Genomic DNA, 25,070 nt, shown 5'->3' with positions numbered 1-25,070 from the left:
ATTCCAGTAATTATTGTCGGTATTTTAGTAGGAATTGCTTCAGTGAAAGAGAAGCAGGCCCGCGAAAAAAGAGCAAAGGCCTACATCCCTATTAAATCAAAAAATTAATTCTTGTCATTAATTCTTAGCAAAATTAATCGCACACTCTTTTGCAAAATAAGTCAAAATCATGTCACAACCTGCACGCTTGAAGCTTGTTAGCATTTCAAGACTTACAGCTTCGCCATCTATCCAGCCTTTTTCAGCTGCGGCCTTAACCATGGCATACTCGCCAGAAACATTATAAGCAGCAACTGGAAGATTCGTTCTCTCTTTCATTTTTGCAATAACATCAAGGTAGCTAATCCCTGGTTTCACCATAAGAATATCTGCACCCTCTGCCTCATCAAGCTCAATCTCTCGTAGAGCTTCAGTAAGATTAGCAGGGTCCATTTGATAAGTTTTCTTATCACCGGCCTTAGGTGCGCTATCAAGAGCATCCCTAAAAGGTCCATAGAATGCCGAAGCATACTTGGCCGTATAAGACATGATTTGAGTTTTATGAAAGCCTTCACTATCTAGCGTTTCACGAATATGTCCAACTCTTCCATCCATCATATCACTTGGGCCAATAATATCACTTCCGGCCTGGGCCTGAGATAGTGCCATAGCAGAGAGAATATCTAAGGTCTCATCATTTAAGATTTCGCCAGTTTTTTCACAAACAATACCATCATGGCCATCGCTAGAATACGGATCCATCGCAACATCTGTCATAATTAGCATATCTGGACATGCATCTTTTATATCTTTAATTGTCTTTTGAAGAAGTCCATTAGGGTTCTTTGATTCAGTAGCAAGACGATCCTTGATTGAATCATCTAGAGCCGGAAATAATGAGACGCACTTAACACCAAGATTCCATAGCTCTTTGACCTCTTTTACAATTAAGTCGCGACTAAAACGACTAATTCCTGGCATAGAATCAACAGGAATGATCTGATCCTTACCCTCTACAATAAAAAGAGGCATGATTAAATCATCAACTGTTAAGATCGTTTCACGCATAAGAGATCTCATTGCGTGGTTTTTGCGATTACGACGAGGTCTAATATTATTTAAATACATATATTATAATCCCATTTGTAACTTAGTTTTATATGCGAGAGCATACATGGAAATTTGCTTAATCATACTTGATAGGCCGTTAGCACGTGACATTGATAAGTGCTGTCTTAAGCCGATCGTATCGAGAAAGTCTGGTTTCGTAGCAAGGATCTCATCAGGAGTAGCATCTGAGTAAATCCCAATAAGGATTGAAACAATACCTTTAACAATGGCCGCATCGCTATCTGCTTGGAAAATAACCTTACCATCTTTTAGCTCAGGGATAAGCCATACTTGAGACTGACATCCCTTAACCTTATATTCTTCTTTATATAATTCTTCAGGTAGTGCAGGCATTTTCTTTCCCATGGAAATAATATGCATGTAGCGGTCTTCCCAATCATTGAATTTATTAAACTCTTCCACAAGAGCATCAACTCTTTCTTGAATTTGCACAATAGGCTCCTTACCTTAAGGGTCTTTTAATATGGCAGGAGTTTAGCACTATTTAGATGATGCGTGAAGCAAACTCCAGCATTTTTTCGATTTGCTCAGCAATATGATCCACAAGATTTTGTAGTGCGATAAAGAATCCATAATTACCAACCTGATTGGTAATCATTGCAATCATAGACTCCAATAAGTCTAGATAAGGCTCTAAACCAAGCTTTTTGATAACAAGTTCAATATAATTGGCCACACCTTCCACGTCTTTACCTTCATTTGTTACTACATAGAGAGGATTCTTAATTGATGCCACGTAAACTCCTTAATTCATCATTCTTCTTTAATCTTATCATATAGACTATAAACTCGCTTCATTCCACGAATCAATTAAATTTGCGATTTTATTAAATTGTTCATGAAGCGGGCGATATTCCTTGGAATTATAATCATAAATAGACTTCTTAGCGGCCTGTGACTTTACGATTTGGGCCTTATTAAAGAATGGAGCAATATACTTATCGTTGCCAGTAACTTTACGAATCAGTTCCTTAATCTCGTGTAGATCACTCTCCTCTTGCTTACGTCTTGAGTCCATAAGATTTGGTATATGAGTGATAATTTCAGGAAGTTCTACTAATTCCATATCCTCGATATCCCCAAGCATGCGATAAAAATGCTCTAGGCCCTTCATTGAAAAATCATCAGGTCTAAATGGAACAATCACGCCATCGCTTGAGCAGATACTATTAACCACGAGAAGCCCCAGAGTTGGAGGGCAATCCACAAGAATATAATCATATCGTTTTCTAAGTCCGGCCTGTTCAATATATTTTTTTAGAATCGTTTGTCTTGGGGAGTTAACTGAAGCAACACAGAGTTCAAAACCAGAAAGCTCTTGGGCCGAAGGGAGAAGATCGACTCCCGCTTCAGTCTTGTAAACGACATTTTCAAAAATTACACTTGTATGCATCTGTTTCAATTCTTTAACTGTATTCAAAAGAAGATTAAAAATACTTTTCTCATTTTCTTCTCTTCCAAAAAGATAGGACATATTGGCCTGAGGATCCATATCCACGACAAGAACTTTATGACCCTTTTGAGCTAAAGCATAGGCCGTGTTAAAACACATCGTCGTCTTTCCGACGCCACCTTTTTGGTTTAGAAAAGATATGACCTTCCCTTTACCCTTATCATCAAGTTTTTGCTTATTTCGCCCAAAGAACATACTTCCCCCAATATGAATGTAAAATTCTTGGAAAGTATAACATAATTTTATTCAGAGACATACTGATCAGGGTCAATTTCAACAACACAGCGAAGGCCCACACGTGACGTTCTTGTTTCATCAGGATAAAGCTCGACTGTGTAGACACCACTTGCGTTAAGACGAGTGTAATCACCACCACTTACCATTGCTCCTGTTGCAACATTTGTGTATTCATTAAAGAAGCCATCATCATGGAGCTGTGAGTTAGTAAGTCCAGCACTTGAACCAATACGAAGAGTGTACTTCTCTAAAAGAGAATCGGCCGTGGCATTTCCATAGGCAGAAGTCGTAATTGGCATACCAAAGACGTAATTAAAATAGCGAGAACTATAGTATGACTGATCTTCAAATAAGAAGTTATCCAGCTCTCCCTCACAAGGAAGAGATGCGTCACTATCTTCACATGGCCCTATCGTATTATCCATTACATAATTTGCACTACCTGATCCATAAAGATCAGTATCAACAGATAAAATACTGGCAAAGTCATACGTAAAGTCTGCAGCATTAAATGTATAATCTGTACTAGAAATCTCTGCAATATTTCCAACAGCGTCTTGAATACCAAACATTGAAGTACAAGTTTCAGTAAAAGATGATCCTGTATACAGGGAGCGAATTCCAGAAGAATAAGTTCCAGGTATCGAGTGAACATCTGATGAACTGAGGTTATCAATATCCATATAAGAGCTATCAAGCCCACTTGCTAGAGAAGAATTACACTTACTTGATGAATTTAAAGAAAGACCTCTTTCAATTTCTTCAATTGAAGAATCAGAGATATTTCTTACATCCCAGGCCGAATAAGCGATTTGCTCATCACGTGTTGGCAGTTTGAAAGTCGTTCCAAGATTATAACCTGTAATTGCGTGTGTATTTGTCATGGCCGTACATGCAGCTGCCGCTTCGTCCATATCGACATTTGTAAGAGGAGGTAGATATGACTGAGAAGCAATAGCGCTATCGAGAGCTTGGCCTGTATAATCTAACCAAGTTGAACCACCATTGTTTACCTTACATAGGCCAGAGTTTCGCTCATAAAAGATATCACCTACATTAGCAGCAGAAACACCGACAGCGGACTGACCAACACATTGTCCATCCGATGTGCTACAACCAGTTTTTGTATATGGGCACCCCATTTCAAAACGAGGAACGATTAAATCTTTCCCAAAGTCATATACTGTATATCCAAGCGTTGCATTATTTGCATCACCAAGACCTGCATATTCACAAATATAGTCACTGTCTATAAATGGTGTCGAATGCATCATTGTACAAGCTTTCTTATTAACCATCCAACGGTGAACAAATGCATAATTTTCAGCAGGTGCAATAACTCTCACCTTTGCAACTTTATTATTTGTTGTAATTTCTAATTCTTCTGTTGCACCTAATTGATTTGTATAACTAAGTACCGGTCTAACTTCATAGATATATGTATGATTTGGTACTGGTGCAAGACGTGAGTTTTGACCATTATCAACATAAGTCGTTGAAGATGTAATTAAGTTGCGATTAATTGGCTTATTATAATTAAAGCTATTCACCATTCCAGCTTGCTTGCGATAAACATTATAACCTTGGATTGCCCCAGAAGTGTTTACTGTAAAGTCTTCCCATTCCAGAGTTACTTTTGATGTTCCGTGATAAGGAATCCAATCAGAACCATCAGAATAAAAACAATCTGTTCCAGTTGTTGGCTCATAAGCTGTGTTAAATAAGAACTTACCTTTATTCTCACTTGCAACAAGAGTTTCCGTTTGAGAATTAAAAACAACACTTACAGAACCTGTTGCTGTGTCATCATATGTTACATCACCAATACAACTTCCACTTCCTAGATCGTCACAAGTTGTTGTTGGATCATCTAGGATTCCACTACTAGTATATTGGCGATTAACTTCACTAATATTACAAGCTACTTGCTTAGAAATTAAAACCCAGTCAGAAGGTGTTGTACCTGTTGAATAATAACACTGGTTTGAAGATGTACGATAAACTGCTCCGGCTACATCAGGTGTAACTGAACCACTTGGATCAGATGCACCATAACACTCCTGACCGCTTTGGCACTTCGTTAATGAGTGAGAGCATGTAAAGCTATCTTCAACTCGAACTCCATAATGATTAACTTTTGTTCCAATCGATTTAATATTGGCCCAACCATTGTGTGTAATTGTCTGAGGCTCAACTCTTACATTAAAGCTTATTGTTGTACGTGGAGTACCTGTTCCATTGTCCACAATATCAAACGAAATTGTAGACTCTCCAAATTGAGAAGAAGTAGGAATCATTTTAATTCTTAATTTTTCGTTAGCAGAAGCACCACTATTAATAATTCCACCACTTGGTCCATTAACAGAGATATCATTGTAATTCCCATCTAAGTTTACATCTTTTAGGAAGTAAATATTTGCAGGATTAATTAGAACACTATTTGTAGAAGTAATATTTTCAACAACAATATCTTGAGCGGACTCATTTGCAATAGATCCACCTTCACTCACAATTACATTATCAATTATTACATTTTCTTTTTCACCAATGACAACATCACCAATGTAGCTTGCATTTTGGTTTCCATTATTTGTCGCAATTTCCCATGACGCCGTATTTGAAGATTCATAACAAAGACTATTTGTGCGATCATAGTAAATTACAGGATTTGAAGCCGTGTGAGATGTAGGATTAAAACTTGGTGCTCCCTCTCCAATACAATCGTTAACTCCACATTCAGTGCGTCCTTCTCTCCTATTATATTGAGAGTACTGACAAATAACTGGAGCATCAGAAGTTTCAGTAACAGTTACATCCAGAGTAGATATAGTTGATTCTGCACTTGCAGTATCTCTTACGACAAATTGAAAATTATCAGGTGTTCCAATAACACTATTGGCACTATTTCCATTAATTGTTGTATATAAACAAGTAATGTCACCACTTGTATCAATTGCACAATCACTAATTGTTCCCTCACTTCCAGTGACACTAGAGTTACCGGCCATTGTATTAACACGTGTAGCTCCGTCTAAGAAGTAGACTTGTAGACCTGTAAGAGAATTATCAACATCAGAAACTGTTCCAAGATTAATTGTTTCAGAAACAGCATTCCAATCCGTTGACTCATCCATTGTATGTGTAAATGTACTACTTGAAATTACTGGAGGGTCATTTTTAGCATTAATTACAATAGTAATATAGCCTGTAGAATGAAAAGTTGGTAGGCCATCAGCAATCTCATACTCTACTGAGAATGTACCGTTAGCATCACCATCAAAAACAATATTACATAAGAAGCTATCATCTACGGCCGCTGGTGAATCACAATTAGAGCTTTGTATATCAGGGAATGCTGCAAGATTCTTAAGACGATATCTTAAATCAGAAGATAGGAATCCACCATGACCATCATCACTTGCAGTTGGAAAAGAAAAATAAGCTGTCGTCGTCGATGAAGGCAATCCAGAGTCATCCTCATCTACAGTTATAACAAGAGAGCTTCCCGGAACAGGATCATCGTCAACAGCATTTATTAAAGCACTGGCAACACCTGTATTTGAATATTGCCCATTAGCATAAATTTGATATTCAACTAAGTCTTCTGCAACTGTATTAAAGTAATCCTTATCCGTTACAATATTTAACGTACACTTACCTAGTGAACATGTACATGTGACATTTGAGTTTTGAACGCTTGCGTGTATTGAAGTTGCACTACAAAATGTTGCAAAGTCTCCATCGTAATCAAAATACCCTGTTAATGGATTTTCATTTACTTCGCTGTCAAATTCGAAACTAATAACGTCATCTTCGTTTACTGTAGCAGTTCTTGTTGAAGTGATTCGTGGTGCTTGATCAACGTTTGTTACATCAATATAAATACGAGAAGTCGCACTATCACCATCATCATCTGATAAGTAGAGATCAACAAAAGTTGAACCATTTGTATTTCTAGATGGTTCAATATCAACAGTACAAGTACCACTTGCACATGCACATGTTGCTCCTAGTGTTTTTAATCCAGGAGTAACTGACTCAGGAGTATTTGCACCTGTAACTGAAGCATTTAAAATTGCTCCTACAGTTGGATCTGAGTTAATTGCATTTGTAATTTGAAGTGATGTTGAAAAACCAGAATCAATTTCAACAGTGATTGTATTACCAATAATTGAAGCTGTTTCCCCACCAGAGATAATTGAAGGATTATCGACAATTTCAAAAAATAAAGTTGGGTAATTTATAGAGTTTTGCCAAGTATTAACTTTTTCAATAGTAACAGAGCCTACTGTTAAGCTTTGATTAAGCCCTGTTCCACTATCAACAACTGTACACGAAGTTGGCACACCATTATTTTGATCGGTATATTCAACTTGATAACTAGTTTTAACAGTGTTTTCAACAATTGTAAGAGCATTAGTCGTTACTACTGGAGCTTTGGGAGAAACATCAAGAACACACGTGCGGCGAACTTCATCAAAGTAATGGCCATCATTACAGTTTGCCTGCTTTAGTGAATTCATCTGCGGAGTACAAGAAATTAGTCCCGCAATAAATAATGTTAAGATTAAAATTCGATTCATATCTTTCCCAAATATCCCAATAACTTATCGCCATTTAAATTCTTTACTTTAAAGAAAGACTTACGTTATTTCAGTATTATAGAAGATTTCCTCTTCAGAACAGAAAAGATCGTTTTTTCAGATACTTACATAGACACAATTAAGGCAAATCGCCCAGATACTCTGGCGAAACGCTCAACTACTGACAGAACTCAAAGTTCGAGTTTAGGCTACAAAGGGCCTTTTTCATCTGCTTATTCTCATCTTTAAGCTCTTTAACTTGATTTTTTAGGACCTCATTATCTTCTTTTAATGAAGCAATTTGACGAGTGTTTTCAATTACACTTTCACTCATTCCTTCACTCATCGTTTTATACATATCAAGATTCTTATCCAACTCTTTTACCGCTTCAATTAATGGAGAAACTAAAACAGCATAATCCACGGCCAGCCATCCTTCACTATTTTCAATAACGGCCGTAGGAAATTGTCTTTGTACATCTTGAGCGATAACACCAATAGAATGCTTGCCAGGAGAAACAGACTTTTCATTCCAATCAAATTCAACTCCATTTAAGGCTTTAATTTTATCTAAGGCATTATCAATATTGACGACATTATCTTTTAATCTTTTATCTGAAGTACAATTTGTTGCACCAGCTCCGCCACCAAGAGTACAATCAGTTGAGCCTTCAACTCTTAAGTTTCCAACAACATGAAGTCTTTCAGTTGGAGCAGCTGAGCCTATCCCCACATTACCAGTGCCCATAATTTTCATTCTTTCTGCGTCATCTGTATAAAAAGATATCGGTAGAGCTGAAGTTACACTTCCTCCAGTATTAATATTACCGAGGTGAATTCCTGTTGAATCATCAACTAGAATTTCAAAGTTATCATCTGTTCCACCTTTAAAAACAACTTCATTTGATGCACCTGTTGCAACAACGCGATCACTTGCAGTTAAGACTCCAAAAGTCGCTGTACTTGAACCAGTGATACTGTTAACAGTAATTGTATCTGCTGCAAGATTTCCACCTGTAATAGTGGCCCCTCCTGTAAGAGAAGCAAGTCCTGAAACAAGTAGTGTTCCACTAATATCAGCATTACCATTATTATCTAAAAGACCTGTATTAGTGATTCCTCCCTCAGAAACAAGAGAATCAACTGTAGCAACGGCATTCACATCAATCGTATTATTAAAAACTGACGTTCCACCTTGAGTTAAGCTACCAGTCATTGAAACATTTGCAAAACTAGATGTACCAGCTACTGTTAAATTATTATTTATTTGTGTATCACCACCTACAACTAGTGTATTTGTCGACCCATCAGCAATTGCAGAGTTTCCAACAAGAAGTCTACCATCATGAGTGAGAAGCATATTTTCTTGTAGAGTCGATGTTGTATTTGCAGTTGTAGAAAAACTTAATTGAGTACCAAGGTTTGTTGCTGAAAAGCCTTCAGTTGCAGTTGCTCTAATTGAAGCACTATTAGCGATACCTGTACCGACATCTCCACCAAAGTTGAATTGTCCAAGAACATCACCAGAGCCAGTATTTGCTGCTGCTGTCGTTGTTCCTCTTGAACTTGCAAGATTTATTGAAGATTGATTTCCACCATAAGAATAAAACTGTCCAACAGCATCTGCTGCATTACTTCTCACATCAAGTTGTGCTGTTGCAGTATAATCACCAGAATTTGCACTATGGCCAAATGATAAGTAACCATTCTCATCATAGATTACATAATCAGAAGTTACAGATTGAAATGCCACATCTCCTGTACCGCTTCCACCACCACGGATAGTCGTCGTTCCAGTATTTGTCATATTAGTTGCATTTACATTTGTTATACCTGAACCATCACCTATAAGAGCTGCTGCAGTGATAGTGCCATCAACATCAAGATTTGTTGAAAAACGGCCATTACCATAAGTTTCAAAAGTATATGAACCAGAAGGTGTTGATCCGATACCAACTTCTCCATCCATTGAAATATAGAGTTCTGCATTATTCCAGAAGTCTGGATCTAGACTCCCCTGACGATCAACATCAATGAAGAAATACTCTGCTTGGTCTTGATTAGTATTTGTCGTACTAAAAATTCCCATCGTAGCATTCTGTTCCTGTCTTAAACCAAAAGACATTGCTCTTGACCAATTAGATGTAATTCCAAAAGGAACATCACCACCAATATTAAATAGAATACTATCTTCTGCTGTTGCAGGGTTTACTGTTGCACGGCCTAAATTAAACTTTGCAGGACCTGCTACTGGATTCTCCGAGATCGTTACTTGTCCAGTACCAGTGCGAAGAATATCTGATCCACTGACACTCCATGGCCCAACATATGAACCACTTCCTGATTGAAGATCCCACTTTCCAGTAATTGAATTAAAACGAATAATATCACCTGCTGTATAGGTTTCAATATTTCCATCACCATTAAGATCACCTGTTACTGGTGCAGCATCATTGACGACATAGAAGTCACCATTATTTAATCCACTGATTGATGGTTGTGTAATACCTCCACCTGGATCAACTTCAATACGGCCAAGGTAATTACTACCTCCCGTATAATTAACAGCAACCCAAGAAGTTCCATCATATTGAAGGACCTGGCCAGCTGAAGAAGCACCAAGCGAGCTTAATTTAGAATTTGTAATACTTCCGTCTTGAATTTTACTTGTAGAAATTGAATCATTTTGAACATCAAAACTAATACTCGTTGTCGATTGTCCAAAAGCATCAGTTATCACTAAATCATAAATGAAGCCACTTAAAAGCTTCATTCCATTTGGTACTGATAATCGAAGTGTATTATTTGATTTAGATAAAATATTAAAATTGATAACTTGAGGGCCATATTTTGACTTAACTGAAGTTACTGTCGATAAATTAGTACCATTAATTGTCATTTCATTATTTGATACCTCTATTAAAGACACCTGATGCCTTTTTGAAATATCAGTCGTATCTGATGAATTAACGTCACTACGCCCTGTGTTTGTCGTAGGAACACAAGCAATAAGCGACATAATCATGAATAGAAATACTAAATGGTTTACTTTCATATATATAAATCCCTAATTTCATATCGGAGATTAATATTCAAAGTTAAATCTTATTCTAAATAATTAATATTACTGTATCAATTATCTCGGATAACAATAGAATAAAGGAGTATTTTTCAATGATTTCTTAAAGTTGGCTTTAGTAATAAAATATTAATATGAACGCTCATAGTAGAATATTGCAAACCATCCTTGCCATTACCCTCACTCTTGGACTCATTGGTAGTGCAAAAGCTGAAAGTAAACTCAATACAAATCTCGTCGTTGTTCAAAATGTCGCAAACGATGGCCTATCATTTGTTATTCGAAAAGGTAGACAAGACAATATTGTAAAAGGACAAAACTCTCTTTTTTCAAGTCGAAATATCTCATTTACAGCAAGGGCCATCTCCATTTCAAGTGAATACTCACAATGGATTGTAAATGATAACAAAATTAAAGTTCCATTTGAAAAAGGCCAAATTATCACTGTTAACTACTCTCCTGAAAGAGTCTGGTTAGAGATCCCAAAAATTATGGGAGATAAAAAGTACCAACAGATGCTTGCAAAAGAAGAAGCTTCTTTAAAAGAAAGACAATATCAAAAATACGATAATCGATTTGAATTATTCTATGCCAAATACCAAGGCCTAAGTGAATCGACGACAGATAGTTCAAATAATGATGGAACTAGAGTTAGCGACAGCTTTCGACTTAACTACGCTATTCCAATTAACCAAATGTTTCAATCAATTCTTGGTGCAAGGTATGACGTGGATCTTCTAACCCTACTAAATCCAAATGTAGAGCAAGAAACAAGAAGAATGCTTGCCACTGCAGGTTTAAAAATAAACTTTTCAAATGATTGGAGTTACCGATTTAGTTACTTTGTTCAACTTAGCGCTGGCTTTGGCCGCTCAGAAACTCTTATCCAAAATACAGCAAGGACAGGAACGGCCTTAGTTCTTCCTTCAGTTGGTCTTGGCCTAGAATACAAGGTCTCAACAAGCCAGTCCTTAATTTTCAAGTTAAACTTTGATGCAATCCAAGCAAACGAAGCTTACGCTGACGGCTTTGAGCAGTCCACAGACCTAACAATGTTAGGACTAAGCGTAGGTTATGCTTTTTAAAAGGATTATTTCTTAGAGTCACCTTCACCATCGTGAGGAATTGAAGGTTTAATGATCATCTCCATAATATATTCGATAAATGACTTCTTTGCGCTTACTTTATCTGCGGCCATGGCTGAATGAGAAATTGAAGTAACAATTAAAACTGTAGCAATAAGTAGTTTCATCTAAATCCCCTTCTAGGAAATATTCATTATTTATAAGATCAATAATTATAGATAAACATATAAAACACGTCTTGTCACATTCGTAAAAATAAAAAAGGCCCTCATTTTCAGAGGGCCTAATTTATTTCAAATTTTAAGTATTTATTACTTCTTAGCTGGGCCTTTTACTTCAATAAGCTCAACTTCAAAAGTAAGAGTTGCTCCACCTGGAATTGAAGGAGGTGCACCTTGGTCACCATAAGCAAGCTCAGATGGAATAACTAGCTTAATTTTTCCACCTTCACCAATTAATTGCATCCCTTCTGTCCAACCTTTGATAACACGGTTAAGTGGGAATTCAATTGGCTTATTTCTCTTATATGAAGAATCAAATTCAGTACCATCTCTTAAAGTACCTTTATAGTGAACTTTAACTGTATCAGTTGGCTTAGCTTTCTTGCTAGAACCAGCTTCAATGATCTTATAAGCAAGACCTGATTCAGTCTTCTTAGCTCCTTCTTTTGCAACGAACTCTTCTAAGTACTTTGCTCCAGCTTCTTTCTCACCTTGAGAAACTTCACTCATTCTCTTGTTTACGATATCTCTAAATTTGAATGCAAATGTTCTAGTATCAACATCTGTCTTCTTTTGTGAAATACCATCGCGTACACCTTGAACAAGGTTAGCAATTTCTTTGTCAGTAAGTTTAAAGTCCTTAAACCTTTGTCCATAAACATGTCCAACTGAATAGAAGATTTTGTCATTTTCAGTTTCTGGTTTAACTTCAGTATTTTTACTACATGAAATAAGGAGAATTGGCGCAATTGCCAGCGTTGTTAATAATTTCTTCATTTAACATCCTTTGTATAATTCTTTGAAGATTCCATTAATATTTAACTAATAATATAAATAGGTTAAATTGCTTTAGTCTGGTTTTCAAGCCTTAAATATTTTCATCCATTGCCTTATTTGCCAATAGGTCACAATGCTCATTTTGAGGATGGCCACTATGCCCTTTTACCCAACGAAATTGGAGATTAGAAAACTTCCCCGCTATTTCATCAAAACTTTGCCATAATTCTATATTTTCTGGAGTTTTCTTGTCAGCTTTCTTCCAACCGCGAGACTTCCAACCTGGTACCCACTTTGAAATACCATCAACAACATATTTTGAGTCACTGTAAAGAAATGCAGCGTGTGATAAATCTAGGTCTTCTTCCTCAAGCTCATTAGCAAGGGCCTTTAGAGATTCAATGGCGCCTGTAAGCTCCATTCGATTATTAGTCGTTTGAAATTCAAATCCAGAACTTTCAAAAAAGACAACGCCATCTGGTCTTTGTCCCATTGCTCCCCAGGCACCTGGACCAGGATTTCCACGACATCCTCCATCACTATAGACAGTGTAGGCTCCAACCGCTTCCATAGGCACGCTAAAACCACTAGGATCACTTGAAACTCCAGTGTCAACTTCCTCTAGTAAATCTACGCTCTCTCTTAATTGGGCGATTGCATCATGATCTTCTTGTGTGTCTAGAACATTTTCTAAATAATCGAGTGTCTTTATAATTGCATTTTTCTTCATATTTTCTTTTCCATATCCTTTTAAGGCCCTAAGTATAAAACTTCATTTACAAAAAAGAAAACTTCCACCACAATTTCTTTATGAAATTTACGAAGCTCGAGTCTGGAAAATCAGTTAATAATCAAGAAATCACTGCATTTCGTAACGAAATAGATAGTGATCGCTATATTTATCTTATGGCCGGCGTACACGGTGATGAAATTGAAGGCGTGCATTGTCTAAAAGAATTATATTCATGGCTTAAAGAACAGAGTGAAGAGGCCATAGACCTACCGCTTGTGGTTATTCCAATTGTTAACGTTGATGGTATTCAAGCTGGTACTAGAGTCAATGCTAATGGTGTCGATCTAAATCGAAACCTACCGACGGCAAGTTGGGACCCTAATTTTGAACAAGATAAGTATAATCCAGGCAAGGCACCACTTAGTGAGCCTGAAAACCAGTATTTAGATAAATTATTTAAAGAATACCCACCTGCATTTATTCTTTCCATCCACTCTTGGAAGCCAATTATTAATTACAATGGTGATTGTAAAGATGTGGCAGAGCTCTTGGCCAAACATAATGAATACCCTATAGCTGATGATATTGGATATCCGACTCCAGGGTCTCTTGGGACATATGGAAGCATCGATCTAAAAGCTCCTGTTCTTACATTTGAATGTCCTACTGTGGATACAGGAATAACTGTGGAAGAGGTATGGCAAGAAAATGAAAAGGGCTTTAAAGCAATTTTAGAAGAGCCTATTCTTAAGCGCTTCCTCTAAATATTTACTCTTTACCATTTCTTAAGCTTCCTTAAACAATCTTAAGTCAATTTCGATGGCGGCGACTCCGTTAATAAGACATACTCAGAATACAGAGACAATGCATAGCATTAATCCGTGTTTATTTTGGTTTAGTCTCATTTAGGCCCATATATCCCTCATAATCCCTCTCTCTTATTTTGGGCCTAGGTGTAACGGAGGCCGTAATTCTTCGGCCTCCCTTTTATCAACTACTTACAATTATTATTTAGCATATTTTGTGATCATTTTTTTCACAATGCATGTAGTTTTTCCAAAAAGCCCCTATTTAAGCCTCATTTCGATAATATTGCATAAATGGTCGAACCAGTTCTTACTTGAACAAATGGCATAGTGATTGCATCAAGTATTGAACTTAATTCATTTTCAGGACGAAGAAAGGAGCCAAAGTGACACTAAATAAGTGTATGTCATTAATTTTACTATCGGCAGTTGCAACATCAGCGGTGGCGCAAAGTAGTACCGGTAGCATCGAAAGTGTCAAAAAAGGACCTAATGCGGCCAAAAGTTGGACAGCTAGAATAGACTCAACAGTTTATCGTGACCTTCTAAAGACATCAGAAGCGGACCATACAAGTGGTATGACTAATTCATTTCGCTTTAGTTACGCAACAGATATTGGAAGCTTCACATTTAAAACATCAATGAGTAAGAGCTTTGTTGATGAGAGAAAATCAAATATCAATGATTCATCTTTCTCATATTCGAGAAAAGCTGCAAGACCATTTGAAGGAGTTGCTTCATTTGGAAGTATCTCAGCAGGTATACCAACAAGTAAGGTTTCAAGAAGAGCAACTAACTTAAGAACGAAGCTTTCGATAAGTGAAGGCCTTTCAATCTCAGATAGTGTGACGAGAGTTAAAAACTTATCAGCACTTCTGATCTTAGCTGCTTCAAAGAACTTTCACGAGTATAAGACTTCACTTTATGGTACATCGAATACTTCATATTCAGTGTCTTCGATTGCGTACTTAACATATTCATTTACTGACTCGTTTTACTTAAGTCTTGGTGGAACATATGCCAAGGGTTGGACTTACGAAAATAATACAAAAGACCTCTATTCATTTTCACAATCAATGGGATATAGCTTCTCGCCTACTTATAACTTAGAAGTTGGGCATGAGTTCGGAGGAACTCCTCTTTCACCAGATGGGAAAGATGTTGAGATCGACCTATTTGATGAAAGAGAGTCATCAGTATACGCAACACTAACAATAAAAATATAGAAGAAAGAAATACACAAGAAGGACAAATGGTTAATAAAACAAAGGTAGAAAACAAAATGAAAATCAAAAAACAAAAAAGATTTGGAATGCTAAAAGGTATTACACATGCTTTAGCAATGGCCACAATCCTTTCAGGGTGTGCAAAAACACTACCGGACAAAGAGCCAGACTATGCTTACGAAGAGTACAGAACTAATAACTCTGTAACGGCTGCTAAAATTATTGTTGAATCTAGTGCAATTGCTACTCAGGAAGAACTTGCAAAAAATAGCATCAGTACAGAGATGATTGATGCAAGTGTTGGTAGCGAAGCAAAAGAGCTATACTCAACGAAAATCGTTAGCTCTAACGATAAGCAATACAATGTACTTGTAAAAGACCTTCTTATCTTCTCTGAAAAACCAGGAGAAAAGTTTGAGATTACATTTGACCTTACGACAAACTACCTAGTTGCATACCTTTCACCAGTTGAAGGAGACGTTAAATCTTTTAGTGCATCAAACAAAGTAATTAGAGATGTACTTCCTGTTAAGGCTTCTTCTTTAAAGCGAATCCCTATTTTTCAATATGGAGTCGACTTTTATGAGAGAGAAAATAGAAAGAATGACCTTGAAGAAAAAACAAGACACATACAATATGTTGAAAGAGATCGTTCTGAGTCAAGTCACTTTAAAGTAGACTATCTTGTTAAGAACAGAACTTATACTGGCGTTTTTGGTATGGATCAAAAAGAGATCTCTACAATCTATCGTCGAAATAAAATAGAAAATGATGTTTTCACTGTAGCAGATCTTGAAGCGAGGCTTTTTAACAACAAAGATGCTTTCACAAGATCTGAAATTGATGGTCGTGAATTTGAAGACAAAGACCTTATAAAAGTAATCATTGATGATAAAACATCAAAAGCATACTTTGCTAGAGTTATTAATAGATCAGAACTTACTGACAATGAAGCAGAGCTTGCTAGAGCAGAAAAATACAATGTTCTATTCACAAAGTGTGATGCTGAAACTGCAAAAAGAATAAAAGCACCACTTGCAGACTGTTTCTTAAGATCAGAGATTTCAGAATCAATTAAATACGTTAAGTTCAAATATGATCTAGATGAGAACGATGAAGTCCTAGCAGAAACAAAAGTATCAACAAGTACAGATGCTGAAGGCGCTAAATTTATCCAATTAGAAAAGGACTCAAAGCCAGAAGTTGTTTTTCCACAGGATATTAAAGAAGAGCTAAGTACAGCATGGCTTTCACTAGAAAAATTTAAAAATCAAACATTTACGTTTAGAAGAGTACTAGAAGATGCTCCAAATATCTTTAACTATACATTTGCTGGATCAAAATCAGCTTGGCACGTTGAAATTGTAAAATTTGATTTCGAAAAAGATAGAGTTGCAATTAGAAGAAGCGCTCCTCTACTAGACAAAACAGGTACAAGCGATCTTGATACTGAAATTCTATTAGAATTTGAAGCTGAGTATTATAGAAAAAGTCAAAATGACAATGGTGGGATTGTATACGTTCCATCACACCATAATGATGAAAGAGCTTTTGCTGTTGTTAACCTTAAAAATGACAAGGTTAAAAATGTACAAACAGCTCTTGACCCATACCTTATGAGTGCATGTACAAGTGGAGTTATTCCTGGTCTTACAGAAGTAAAGAATATCTCTCAAGTAGTTGATGGGAAAGACAATGTACTTAACTGGTCAACTCAAAAGACTTATAAGAAAGGTAATGAATTTAACTGTGCAGACTATGGTGGAGACTACCTAGGTCCACAAAACGAAACTCTTACTTTCAAAGAAAGAACAACTTTCATGAAGTATGAGCACAAGTATAATAAGCCAGAGCAAGACTTATCATATGAAGTTCAAAAGAAATTCAACTTTGGTCTATTCACAGGTTCTAAACTAGTTCCAAAAGGATATACTGAACAAACAAACGACTTTGACACTTCAGTTGGCCTACCAATGGTTTTTGATATCAAAAACGGTAAGACAATTGAATACGTCCTTACAGGTATCCCTTCAAATGAATACGATTCAGAAGGTAACCTTGTTAAGAAACTGACAAAGACAGAGCTAGACCTTAGAAATAAGATCATCCTATCTTCTAAGAAAGTTATTAATGACATCAACACTGGTTTCAGACGCGCTTTCAAAGGAACGCAGTACGAAGGTCGCGGTGATGTTATTACACTAAAGATTGAAAAAGATGGTTCTATTCCAGCAGGAACAAAGAACTACACAGTTGATTATACTCTTGATGGGCAAGAACAATCAGTAACGATTGAAGTTGTTGAGAAAGCTCACCTTGGAGATCTACAACGTAACCACATTTACTGGGTACAAAAAGCGACTTCAAGCCCAATCATTGGTCTTGGTGGTCCATCATTTAACCCGGTTAATGGTATCGTAGAATCAGCTTCTGTTTACCTTTATGGTGGAAACATGAAATCATCAATTGATTGGATGATTGAAAAGGCAAAAGCAGAGAAAAACTTTGTTAAGAATATGACTCCTTCAAGACAGCTTAAGCAATTAGTTGCTGAGTCAAATAAAGCAGCTATTCAAAAAGCACTTGATGAGCACAATGCAAAAACACAACAATCAACTCAACCATCAGCTGATGGAACAGATGTTGAAGTAGAAGGTGAAGTTGCGACACAAGATGCGAAACAAGAAAATATTGTTTCACACCGTCACGGTATCGCTCACCATAAGTTAAAATCGAACCTACTTAATAACATTAAGGTTCCAAATATTAACTCTCGTATGTCATCAATTAAGGATGCACATCGTCTTATGAAGGCAGACTTTGCTGCAACTTCATATGACAAAGATGAAGTATTTGAAAGATTTCCAAGAGCTAAGAAAGCAGAAGGTCTAAAGGCCCATAAAGCTTGGAAAGCGATTGCAAAGCAAGATGAAGTTGCTCTTCAAGAAGCACTTCACGGAGAGAACTCTCCAGAAGCAATCAGTGCAAAAATCCTACACTCAATGGAATACAGAAATGGTGTAAAGACACCAGTATGTAACCACCAAACTGCAGACTTTGCATTGAGCAACCTTGCTAAGAACTATGATGTTCTAGAAATGGCAAAAACTGACGAAGGCAAGAATGACATCCTAATCGATATCTGGATGCCAACACTTGCACACGAAATTGGCCACAACCTTGGTCTACGTCACAACTTCGTTGGATCATTTGATAAGAAGAACTGGCTATTCCCAGGTGAAAAAGAATCTAAGAGAACTTCTTCATCTGTTATGGACTACACGATTGATGATCATGCAACTTATGATGGACTAGCTCCATATGATGTATATGCTCTACGTGCAGCTTACGCTGGAATGGTTGAACTTGAAGGAACTTCAAATGAGAAGAAAACTTCAACAACAATTAATGGTAAAGAAGTTAAAGTAACTTCAGTAGAATCAGAATTTGAATCAGGGCTTTACTACCACCTTGTAAAAATCCAAGATGTATTAGATGCATTGACAGATGAATCAGGTAACCCTGCTGCAATTTCAAAGCATACATTAATGGCCGAGGCAGGTCTTAAGAGAATTAGATTCTGTTCAGATGAAGATGCTGGCCAGTCGCCACAATGTCAAAGACATGACTATGGATCATCTTTTGAAGAAATCGTTGATTATGAAATCAAAGATTACCGTCTAATGTATGAGTATATTTACTTCCCTGGAAAGCGTAAGCAATTCTACGGTGGAGCTGCATTTGGTTGGTTAATGAATAAGTTCTACAAATTAAGAATGATGAATGAAGAGATCTTCTACCATCTAATTCTTTCTCCAGAGCTTTATGATCCAAGTGTAGATCAAGTTGCTCACGATGCGACAACTAATGACTTAGTAAATGGAACAATTAAATCACTATTCTTCCTTCAGTCTGTTGTAGCTACTCCAGATATCGCACCAGGTGCAGGACTGGATACTGAAGCACAAAGAAATAAGCGTTTCGTACAAACAATCGTTCCTTCTCAAACGAAAGTAACGGCAGAAGACGGAACACAAATTGATGTTCAAACGCAAAAAGCAATGGTTGTTGAAACGAAATGGAATGACTCTTACTCACTAGATGCTGACTCTTACAGAGCTAAGAACCGTGGTGTTGAGTGGGATAAAGCAGCTGCTCTAGTTGCACTATCTGAGTCTGAATCATACTCTTACAAGTATCGTTCAAACTCATTAAGAATTCCATACCAGTTACTTGAGCAATACCTATTTGGTATCGATATTGAAAACTCAATTGCTCAATCAACAATGACTGAAGTTCTATCTGGACAAGTTACACCACTTGTATACGATCCAGACACAGGAAGAAACGTACCTCTTACTAATGGAGCGTTTACTGTAGCAGTTGATGAAGTTGAAACGAACTACGCTGCAATCGGTGGTCTAATTTACGGACATATCGATACATTTGAGCAAACAGCAAACCCTGCTAGAGCATTCTGGGTAAAACATATTGCTCAAAGTGACCTAGTGACTAGAAATGTTGAAGTTGAAGGTCAAATGTATGAAGTTGCTGAAGACTTTGTGGCAGAAAAAACAAACCACAGAGAAGCTTATGTTCCATATGCAACTGATTCATATGTAGCAGGTAATATCATTCAAAAAGCTAGTATCATGCAATTAATTTCGCATGATGATAGATGGGACTCATTATTTAAAGAATGGGAACAGGCCCACATTTCAGCTCTAGAACTTATTAAAACTGAGCCAGCTGAAGCAGCAACAGTAGAGTCAATGAACTTCCAAAAAGGAGAACTTGAAGCTGCAGCCGCAATTGGCGATACACAAACGATCCTAGCAGAACTAGAAAAATACTTTGCACAAGTACTTGCTGTATCTCAGTCATCTAACCAAGAGACTAAGATTGAAGGTATCAAGGCACAAAGAGATCTTCTAAAGAAAGCTGGTAGCTACTTCATCTCTGCAAAGTTTGCAGGACTAATGAATGAGCTAGGTTTACAAAATGTAACGATCGATACGATTAACCAAGTTGTAAGTAGAGCAATTGTTCCAATCGTACAGAATGTAGAATTCTGTCGATTATCAGACAACTACTGTCAAACAATTGATTTAGTACAAATGGGAAGTAGAAGTAATAAGAATGCTTACCTAAATAATAAGCTTACTAATACTTTAAACAACTTCTCAATGCCATCTATCAACGATGATGGTCAGGTTGAATTATTTGCTCCGGTAATCACAAAGATTATCCAAGGGATGAATGCCAATGAGAATGTTAAGTTTGGAGATGTTTTTGCTAGAGAAGCAAATGAAGGAACTCTTCAAGGAACATTACAAATGGATCAGTTAATTGGTGATGCGATTAGTGAAGCTAGAATTACTAAAGATGTTAATAGCTTCTACGGAGATATGAAGAGAAACGTAAAGCTTCTTGGTTCATACTTTAGAATGATAAACGGAATGGAAGGTAAATAACCTAACAAACCGACTACCAATAAATTTGTTCTTTAATTAGGCCCCACCTGTCCAGTGGGGCCTTTTTATTTGTAGCACCTATATTATAAGCTACTAACGCTACCGAGTCACAAAACACCGTAATTACAACAATCTTAAATTTGCCTAATAAAAATATAACTTTTCACCATGCGACATTTTAATAATCAATTGTTAAATTGGTTACAGAAGGGTTTCATAACAGAATTAGTTTTGGAGTTTTTATCAAATTAGATCGTTTCAACTATTTTTACCCGAAACAACTTATACAGCTGAAAGGACAAGCTGCTGTTGAAAAAACATACGAAGCCAGAATAATCACATTCATTTTACTAAGTGTTTTATTCACTTCTTTTACATCTCTTATTTTATTTTTATCCTTATTTAATCTTCCAAAAATCTACCCCTATAGTGCAGCACTCATTTCAACATTAAGCCTCTGTTCCATATACATTTATAAGAAACACAACAAAATACTTGCTGCACAGGCCCTACTCCTATTTCTTCAATTTTGTGTGATAAATATATTCGCCTTAATAACACAGTCTCACGCATGGTCCTTATTGATATGGTCTTACCTATTATTTTTAACATCAAATAAGGTCATCAAGTTTACGATACCGTTTTTGGGATTTTTAACTAACATTATAGCTATTAGCTACTTTTGTTACTACGCAGTACCACTGGTTGATTTTCAATATAAAACAATTCACTTTATTGGAAATATATTACTTCCTTCAATTCTCTACATCATACTTATGACTTATAAGAAAATTATCGACAGTGATAAATACAAACAATTAAAACTACAGCAGCAAAAAGATACCATTTCTAAAATGATCATTACTCTTAGTCACGAAATTAATAACCCACTGGCAATTGTAAAAATGAGTTTAACACGACTCGAAAATGAGCATTCACAGGCCCTAATAGAAAGATGTGATAAGAACCTGGAGCGTATTATCGAAATTAATCGTCTTATCAAAGACCTTAAGGATTTTGATGAAGTTAAATATGGTGAAACAACTACCATGTATGACATTTTTAAGAGGATAGAAATCGATAGAAATGGAAAGTTTAAAAGACAGGAGGGTGATTTATTAAATTAGATATATCAAAATATATTTACCCAAAATCAATCCATCAATATGAAGGTTTTGAAAGGATTGAAAAACTACATGAAGCAAGACTTGTTTTGTTTACAAATACATCATTATTTCTCATTTCAATTATTCTAGGCTATTTGATATTTAGTCAACACGGACAAATTAAAACTGATAATGTAGGAGTAATTTTAATATTTCCATTAACAGCTCTGGCCTACTATCAATATGTAAAACACGATAATAAAACATATTTTGAATTTGTCTTAATAGCAGTTTGTTTAATACATCTTAATTTGCGCGCAATAGCTCTTGGAGCAAGAGCGTGGCTTTTACTGCCTTGGGCCTTAACAGGTTTCACTATAACCGCATACACTGTTGGTCAGAAGAAGGCATTAATCGCCTTAATAACAAATATCGTTATTATGTCTTATTGCTCATATATGCGAGTCGATTATATTGAGGATATTACGTTTCTAAGTATGTTATTTATAAATATCATTATCCCTTCATTTGTTATGGGATCTATCGTCTACTTTAAAAATCTTATAGAAGAACAAAGGGCAAAAGAATCCTCGATCTATCATAAAAGAGAAGTTACATCAAAAATGATCTATGTACTTTCTAGTGAAATAAATGATCCACTTATGGTAGCAAAACTTAGTCTAAAACGTTTCAAGGAATCTCATAATCCAGACTTTTTAAAAAAGTGTAATCAAAGTGTTGATCGAATAACTGCAATATTAAAAAAAGTAAGACGAATAAAGAATTACAAACAAGTACAAACAAAGTTCAATAAAGAACAACTCAAAACACTAGTATCAAAAGAAAAAAGTAAGCTTGCAAGAAATCAAAAAGATAATTATCAATTTAAATAATAAAAAAAAGGCCCTCTATAAGAGGGCCATTTATATAGAAAAAGTTTTAAATATTAAATTATGCTTTTTCGAACTTGATAACTTCAGTTGGACAAGCTTCAGCAGCTTCGAGAATTAGAAGTCCATTATCAAGAGGAGCATCTGGACGAATAATACAATTTGTATCAGTAACTTCGAATACTTCTGGGTAAATACCTTCACAAGCATTACAAACGATACACCCCTCTTCAATCCAAACTTTAGATACTGCAAAATTCTCTTGAGCAGCAGCATCTCCACCACCGTTACCAGCAAACTCACCAGCAAATTGTGGGTTAGCAGAAATTCTTAGTCCTACTGGAATATTTCCTTCAGGAATAGGATCTGCAATAAATGAACGAGAAGTTTGATGATAAAACTTCTTAGGCTTCTCATATCCAAACTCTCCATTAAACTCTTCTACAGTCTGAGTTGCTCCACGATAAGCTTCAATAAACTTACGCGCCTTCATTTGACGTGATTGAGTAATACCTTCTTTAGACTTAATCTCAACTTCAACAGTTGCAGAGTCTAGGTTTTCAATATCTAAAATATCTTTGAAAGCAGGTCCAAATTTAACTTCTACTGCAAAGTCTGAGTCTTGTGCAGCATAATCACTTGAAACTGTTACCTGTGTTTTTTTACCAAATGGGTTAAATAATCTAACCACAACATGGTTAAACTTTGCTGGCTCTCTTGAATTATTCCAACGGTAACCGAAAGCAAAGCTCTCATCATCAGAAGCTTTTAATACATCTAATTTTGACTTTCCAAATAGAAAGAAAAAAGCACCTGAAAGAAGGCTTAAAATACCAAGTTGGACAATCATCCCTGTTACAACTAATAATGCAATAGCTAGTGCAATTAAAGTAGTATTCACTTTATCTCCTTAAATTCCTTATATATTTTTCCAAAGTATAGCATGATTTAAAATTATTCGTCTAAGGAATTACATATAGTTAAATCGATTTTATCTAACGCAGCAGGACTAAAACCGACTTTTACCTTTAGTTTTCCTTCATCAATGGCCCCAAGGCCAAGTGTTTGATTATTTGACCTGACCCAATATAGGCCATCCGTCTCATTCTCTCTCTTTATCGTCATTCCGTTAGCAAAACTAAGGGCATCCTTATCATCTAGCTCAAGTAACTGAAAATTGATTAAATCAGTGATAGGTTGAGCATGATTCAATAAAAACTCTCGAAAATCAAAATGATCATCATTAAAAATATCAAGTTTAATTGAGCCATCGAGATCAATACCAGCTGAGTTTGTTCTTCTTAGCTCCTCAAGTGCTCCTCGTGTTCCAAGCTTAATGGCCAGATCATCAAAGAGAACTCTTATATACGTTCCTGAAGAGACGCTAACACGAAAGACAACAGTATCCCCTTCAAAGCTTAGAAGCTCTATATCGTGGATATGACGCTCGACAGGAGGCTTTTCGATGATGATGCCTTCTCTTGCCCATTCATGTAGAGGCTTACCTTCATGCTTTGTGGCCGAAAAGGCCGGTGGGCTTTGCATATAAGGCCCTACAAATGATTCCAAGGCGTCTTTTACGTTTTCATAAGACAGTGGCGGAATCTCAACCCTTTCCATCGTGCCATCTTCAGTATCAAAATCACCAGTTGGCGATAAGAAGCCAAGGCGTCCTGAAGCGATATACTCTTTAGTTGAAACTTGAGTGTATTGATTTAAACGAGTAGCTGGACCAATTCCAATAACCATGAGTCCAGTAGCAAATGGATCGAGTGTTCCAAAATGGCCAATCTTTCCAATATTTTTAGGGAGCTTTCTTTTAAACTGTCTAATAACGTCAAAGGAAGTTATTCCCTTAGGCTTATCGACCTTAAAAAAGAAAGGCCCAAAAATTGGGCCTTTAAACTTTCGTGCCATATTAGTATGACTTTCCTTTTTCTTTTTCTGACTTAAGCAGCTGTTCTATTTCTTGCTCGTCTTCAAATTGCGAGTCATAAACAGCAGTTAGAGATGGAGTGTGTCTAACCTTAAGTGTTTTTGCCAAATGAGTTCTCATTTTACCTAAAGCTGACTCCATTGCTTTTGCAATATCACCTCTTCGAGAAGGATCAAATGTATCCCAGTAAAGAGTTGCTACTGAGAAGTCAGGATTCATTTCAACTTTAGTTACTGAACAATAAGTGAATGCACTATTATCCAGACCTGTACGCAATAACTTATTGACTTCATTTTTTATCTGCTCTTCGTATTGCAGTTTTTTATTATTGCTACTCATGGCCTATCTCCAATA

The 25,070-nt window shown here is 36.4% G+C and carries 18 protein-coding genes; 6 read left to right on the top strand and 12 right to left on the bottom strand.

Translation table 11 applies throughout. The annotated features are described in order from the left end of the window. Nucleotides 1-117: 117 nt before the first annotated feature. The 6 genes from hemB to BALOs_RS06590 form a co-directional block, all read right to left on the bottom strand. The gene (gene hemB / locus BALOs_RS06615) at nucleotides 118-1,107 is read right to left on the bottom strand and encodes a porphobilinogen synthase (RefSeq protein WP_115363874.1); all 990 of its coding nucleotides are present in this window, start codon (nucleotides 1,105-1,107) and stop codon (nucleotides 118-120) included. A 3-nt stretch (nucleotides 1,108-1,110) separates the two neighbouring features. Next, entirely contained in the window at nucleotides 1,111-1,542 is a 432-nt protein-coding gene (locus BALOs_RS06610; protein WP_115363876.1) for a SufE family protein, read from the bottom strand. Between the two features lie 52 nt (nucleotides 1,543-1,594). Then, nucleotides 1,595-1,846 carry a hypothetical protein gene (locus tag BALOs_RS06605; protein WP_115363878.1) on the bottom strand — a complete coding sequence of 84 codons (252 nt, stop codon included), beginning with the start codon at nucleotides 1,844-1,846 and terminating at the stop codon, nucleotides 1,595-1,597. A gap of 45 nt (nucleotides 1,847-1,891) precedes the next feature. Beyond that, on the bottom strand, nucleotides 1,892-2,758 hold the full coding sequence (locus BALOs_RS06600; protein WP_115363880.1) for a ParA family protein: 867 nt from the start codon (nucleotides 2,756-2,758) through the stop codon (nucleotides 1,892-1,894). A gap of 47 nt (nucleotides 2,759-2,805) precedes the next feature. Beyond that, nucleotides 2,806-7,383, bottom strand: a complete 4,578-nt coding sequence (locus BALOs_RS06595) for a hypothetical protein (RefSeq protein WP_120404668.1) — start codon at nucleotides 7,381-7,383, stop codon at nucleotides 2,806-2,808. Between the two features lie 178 nt (nucleotides 7,384-7,561). After that, nucleotides 7,562-10,438, bottom strand: a complete 2,877-nt coding sequence (locus BALOs_RS06590; RefSeq protein WP_120404667.1) for a tail fiber domain-containing protein — start codon at nucleotides 10,436-10,438, stop codon at nucleotides 7,562-7,564. Between the two features lie 158 nt (nucleotides 10,439-10,596). On the opposite strand from BALOs_RS06590, the gene BALOs_RS06585 reads away from it, so the two are divergent. Beyond that, a complete protein-coding gene (locus tag BALOs_RS06585) occupies nucleotides 10,597-11,547 on the top strand; it encodes a hypothetical protein (protein ID WP_162929587.1) in 951 nt (316 codons plus the stop codon). 5 nt (nucleotides 11,548-11,552) lie between these two features. Here BALOs_RS06585 and BALOs_RS15185 read toward each other — a convergent pair whose 3' ends face one another. The 3 genes from BALOs_RS15185 to BALOs_RS06575 form a co-directional block, all read right to left on the bottom strand. Further along, nucleotides 11,553-11,714 carry a hypothetical protein gene (locus BALOs_RS15185; protein ID WP_158536930.1) on the bottom strand — a complete coding sequence of 54 codons (162 nt, stop codon included), beginning with the start codon at nucleotides 11,712-11,714 and terminating at the stop codon, nucleotides 11,553-11,555. 144 nt (nucleotides 11,715-11,858) lie between these two features. Continuing rightward, a complete protein-coding gene (locus BALOs_RS06580; protein WP_115363888.1) occupies nucleotides 11,859-12,545 on the bottom strand; it encodes an FKBP-type peptidyl-prolyl cis-trans isomerase in 687 nt (228 codons plus the stop codon). A 91-nt stretch (nucleotides 12,546-12,636) separates the two neighbouring features. Further along, on the bottom strand, nucleotides 12,637-13,116 hold the full coding sequence (locus tag BALOs_RS06575; RefSeq protein ID WP_120405641.1) for a ribonuclease H: 480 nt from the start codon (nucleotides 13,114-13,116) through the stop codon (nucleotides 12,637-12,639). A 239-nt stretch (nucleotides 13,117-13,355) separates the two neighbouring features. Between BALOs_RS06575 and BALOs_RS06570 the strand changes: the two genes are divergently transcribed. The 5 genes from BALOs_RS06570 to BALOs_RS06550 all read left to right on the top strand — a co-directional run bounded on the left by BALOs_RS06570 (nucleotide 13,356) and on the right by BALOs_RS06550 (nucleotide 22,783). Further along, nucleotides 13,356-14,042, top strand: coding sequence for a M14 family murein peptide amidase A (locus BALOs_RS06570; protein WP_120404665.1), 687 nt, complete (start codon nucleotides 13,356-13,358; stop codon nucleotides 14,040-14,042). A gap of 428 nt (nucleotides 14,043-14,470) precedes the next feature. After that, on the top strand, nucleotides 14,471-15,310 hold the full coding sequence (locus BALOs_RS06565; RefSeq protein ID WP_120404664.1) for a hypothetical protein: 840 nt from the start codon (nucleotides 14,471-14,473) through the stop codon (nucleotides 15,308-15,310). 26 nt (nucleotides 15,311-15,336) lie between these two features. After that, complete coding sequence (locus BALOs_RS06560; protein WP_120404663.1) at nucleotides 15,337-20,784, top strand: zinc-dependent metalloprotease; 5,448 nt, start codon at nucleotides 15,337-15,339, stop codon at nucleotides 20,782-20,784. Nucleotides 20,785-21,428: 644 nt separating this feature from the next. Beyond that, nucleotides 21,429-21,911: a histidine kinase dimerization/phospho-acceptor domain-containing protein gene (locus BALOs_RS15180; RefSeq protein WP_162929586.1), complete on the top strand. Its 483-nt coding sequence runs from the start codon at nucleotides 21,429-21,431 to the stop codon at nucleotides 21,909-21,911. An 86-nt stretch (nucleotides 21,912-21,997) separates the two neighbouring features. Beyond that, nucleotides 21,998-22,783, top strand: coding sequence for a hypothetical protein (locus BALOs_RS06550; protein WP_115363897.1), 786 nt, complete (start codon nucleotides 21,998-22,000; stop codon nucleotides 22,781-22,783). A 58-nt stretch (nucleotides 22,784-22,841) separates the two neighbouring features. On the opposite strand, the gene BALOs_RS15305 is transcribed toward BALOs_RS06550, so the two are convergent. From BALOs_RS15305 to rbfA, 3 genes are read right to left on the bottom strand one after another with little or no spacing between them, the layout of a single operon-like run. Continuing rightward, nucleotides 22,842-23,681 carry a ferredoxin gene (locus BALOs_RS15305; RefSeq protein ID WP_199506676.1) on the bottom strand — a complete coding sequence of 280 codons (840 nt, stop codon included), beginning with the start codon at nucleotides 23,679-23,681 and terminating at the stop codon, nucleotides 22,842-22,844. Between the two features lie 53 nt (nucleotides 23,682-23,734). Beyond that, nucleotides 23,735-24,697, bottom strand: coding sequence for a tRNA pseudouridine(55) synthase TruB (gene truB / locus BALOs_RS06540; protein WP_120404661.1), 963 nt, complete (start codon nucleotides 24,695-24,697; stop codon nucleotides 23,735-23,737). Between the two features lies 1 nt (nucleotide 24,698). After that, on the bottom strand, nucleotides 24,699-25,055 hold the full coding sequence (rbfA, locus tag BALOs_RS06535) for a 30S ribosome-binding factor RbfA (protein WP_115363901.1): 357 nt from the start codon (nucleotides 25,053-25,055) through the stop codon (nucleotides 24,699-24,701). Between the last annotated feature and the right edge of the window lie 15 nt (nucleotides 25,056-25,070).

Source organism: Halobacteriovorax sp. BALOs_7, from assembly GCF_003612895.1.
Lineage (GTDB): Bacteria > Bdellovibrionota > Bacteriovoracia > Bacteriovoracales > Bacteriovoracaceae > Halobacteriovorax_A > Halobacteriovorax_A vibrionivorans.
The sequence above is the reverse complement of the archived record's forward strand: the minus strand, read 5'-3'. Positions and strand labels throughout refer to the sequence as shown.

Coding starts and splice junctions, on each gene's coding strand:
- BALOs_RS06560 (WP_120404663.1), top strand. CDS start 15,337: ATGGTTAATAAAACAAAGGTAGAAAACAAAATGAAAATCAAAAAACAA.
- BALOs_RS06585 (WP_162929587.1), top strand. CDS start 10,597: ATGAACGCTCATAGTAGAATATTGCAAACCATCCTTGCCATTACCCTC.
- hemB (WP_115363874.1), bottom strand. CDS start 1,107: ATGTATTTAAATAATATTAGACCTCGTCGTAATCGCAAAAACCACGCA.
- rbfA (WP_115363901.1), bottom strand. CDS start 25,055: ATGAGTAGCAATAATAAAAAACTGCAATACGAAGAGCAGATAAAAAAT.
- BALOs_RS06575 (WP_120405641.1), bottom strand. CDS start 13,116: ATGGAAGCGGTTGGAGCCTACACTGTCTATAGTGATGGAGGATGTCGT.
- BALOs_RS06600 (WP_115363880.1), bottom strand. CDS start 2,758: ATGTTCTTTGGGCGAAATAAGCAAAAACTTGATGATAAGGGTAAAGGG.
- BALOs_RS06590 (WP_120404667.1), bottom strand. CDS start 10,438: ATGAAAGTAAACCATTTAGTATTTCTATTCATGATTATGTCGCTTATT.
- BALOs_RS06595 (WP_120404668.1), bottom strand. CDS start 7,383: ATGAATCGAATTTTAATCTTAACATTATTTATTGCGGGACTAATTTCT.
- BALOs_RS15185 (WP_158536930.1), bottom strand. CDS start 11,714: ATGAAACTACTTATTGCTACAGTTTTAATTGTTACTTCAATTTCTCAT.
- truB (WP_120404661.1), bottom strand. CDS start 24,697: ATGGCACGAAAGTTTAAAGGCCCAATTTTTGGGCCTTTCTTTTTTAAG.
- BALOs_RS06580 (WP_115363888.1), bottom strand. CDS start 12,545: ATGAAGAAATTATTAACAACGCTGGCAATTGCGCCAATTCTCCTTATT.
- BALOs_RS06570 (WP_120404665.1), top strand. CDS start 13,356: ATGAAATTTACGAAGCTCGAGTCTGGAAAATCAGTTAATAATCAAGAA.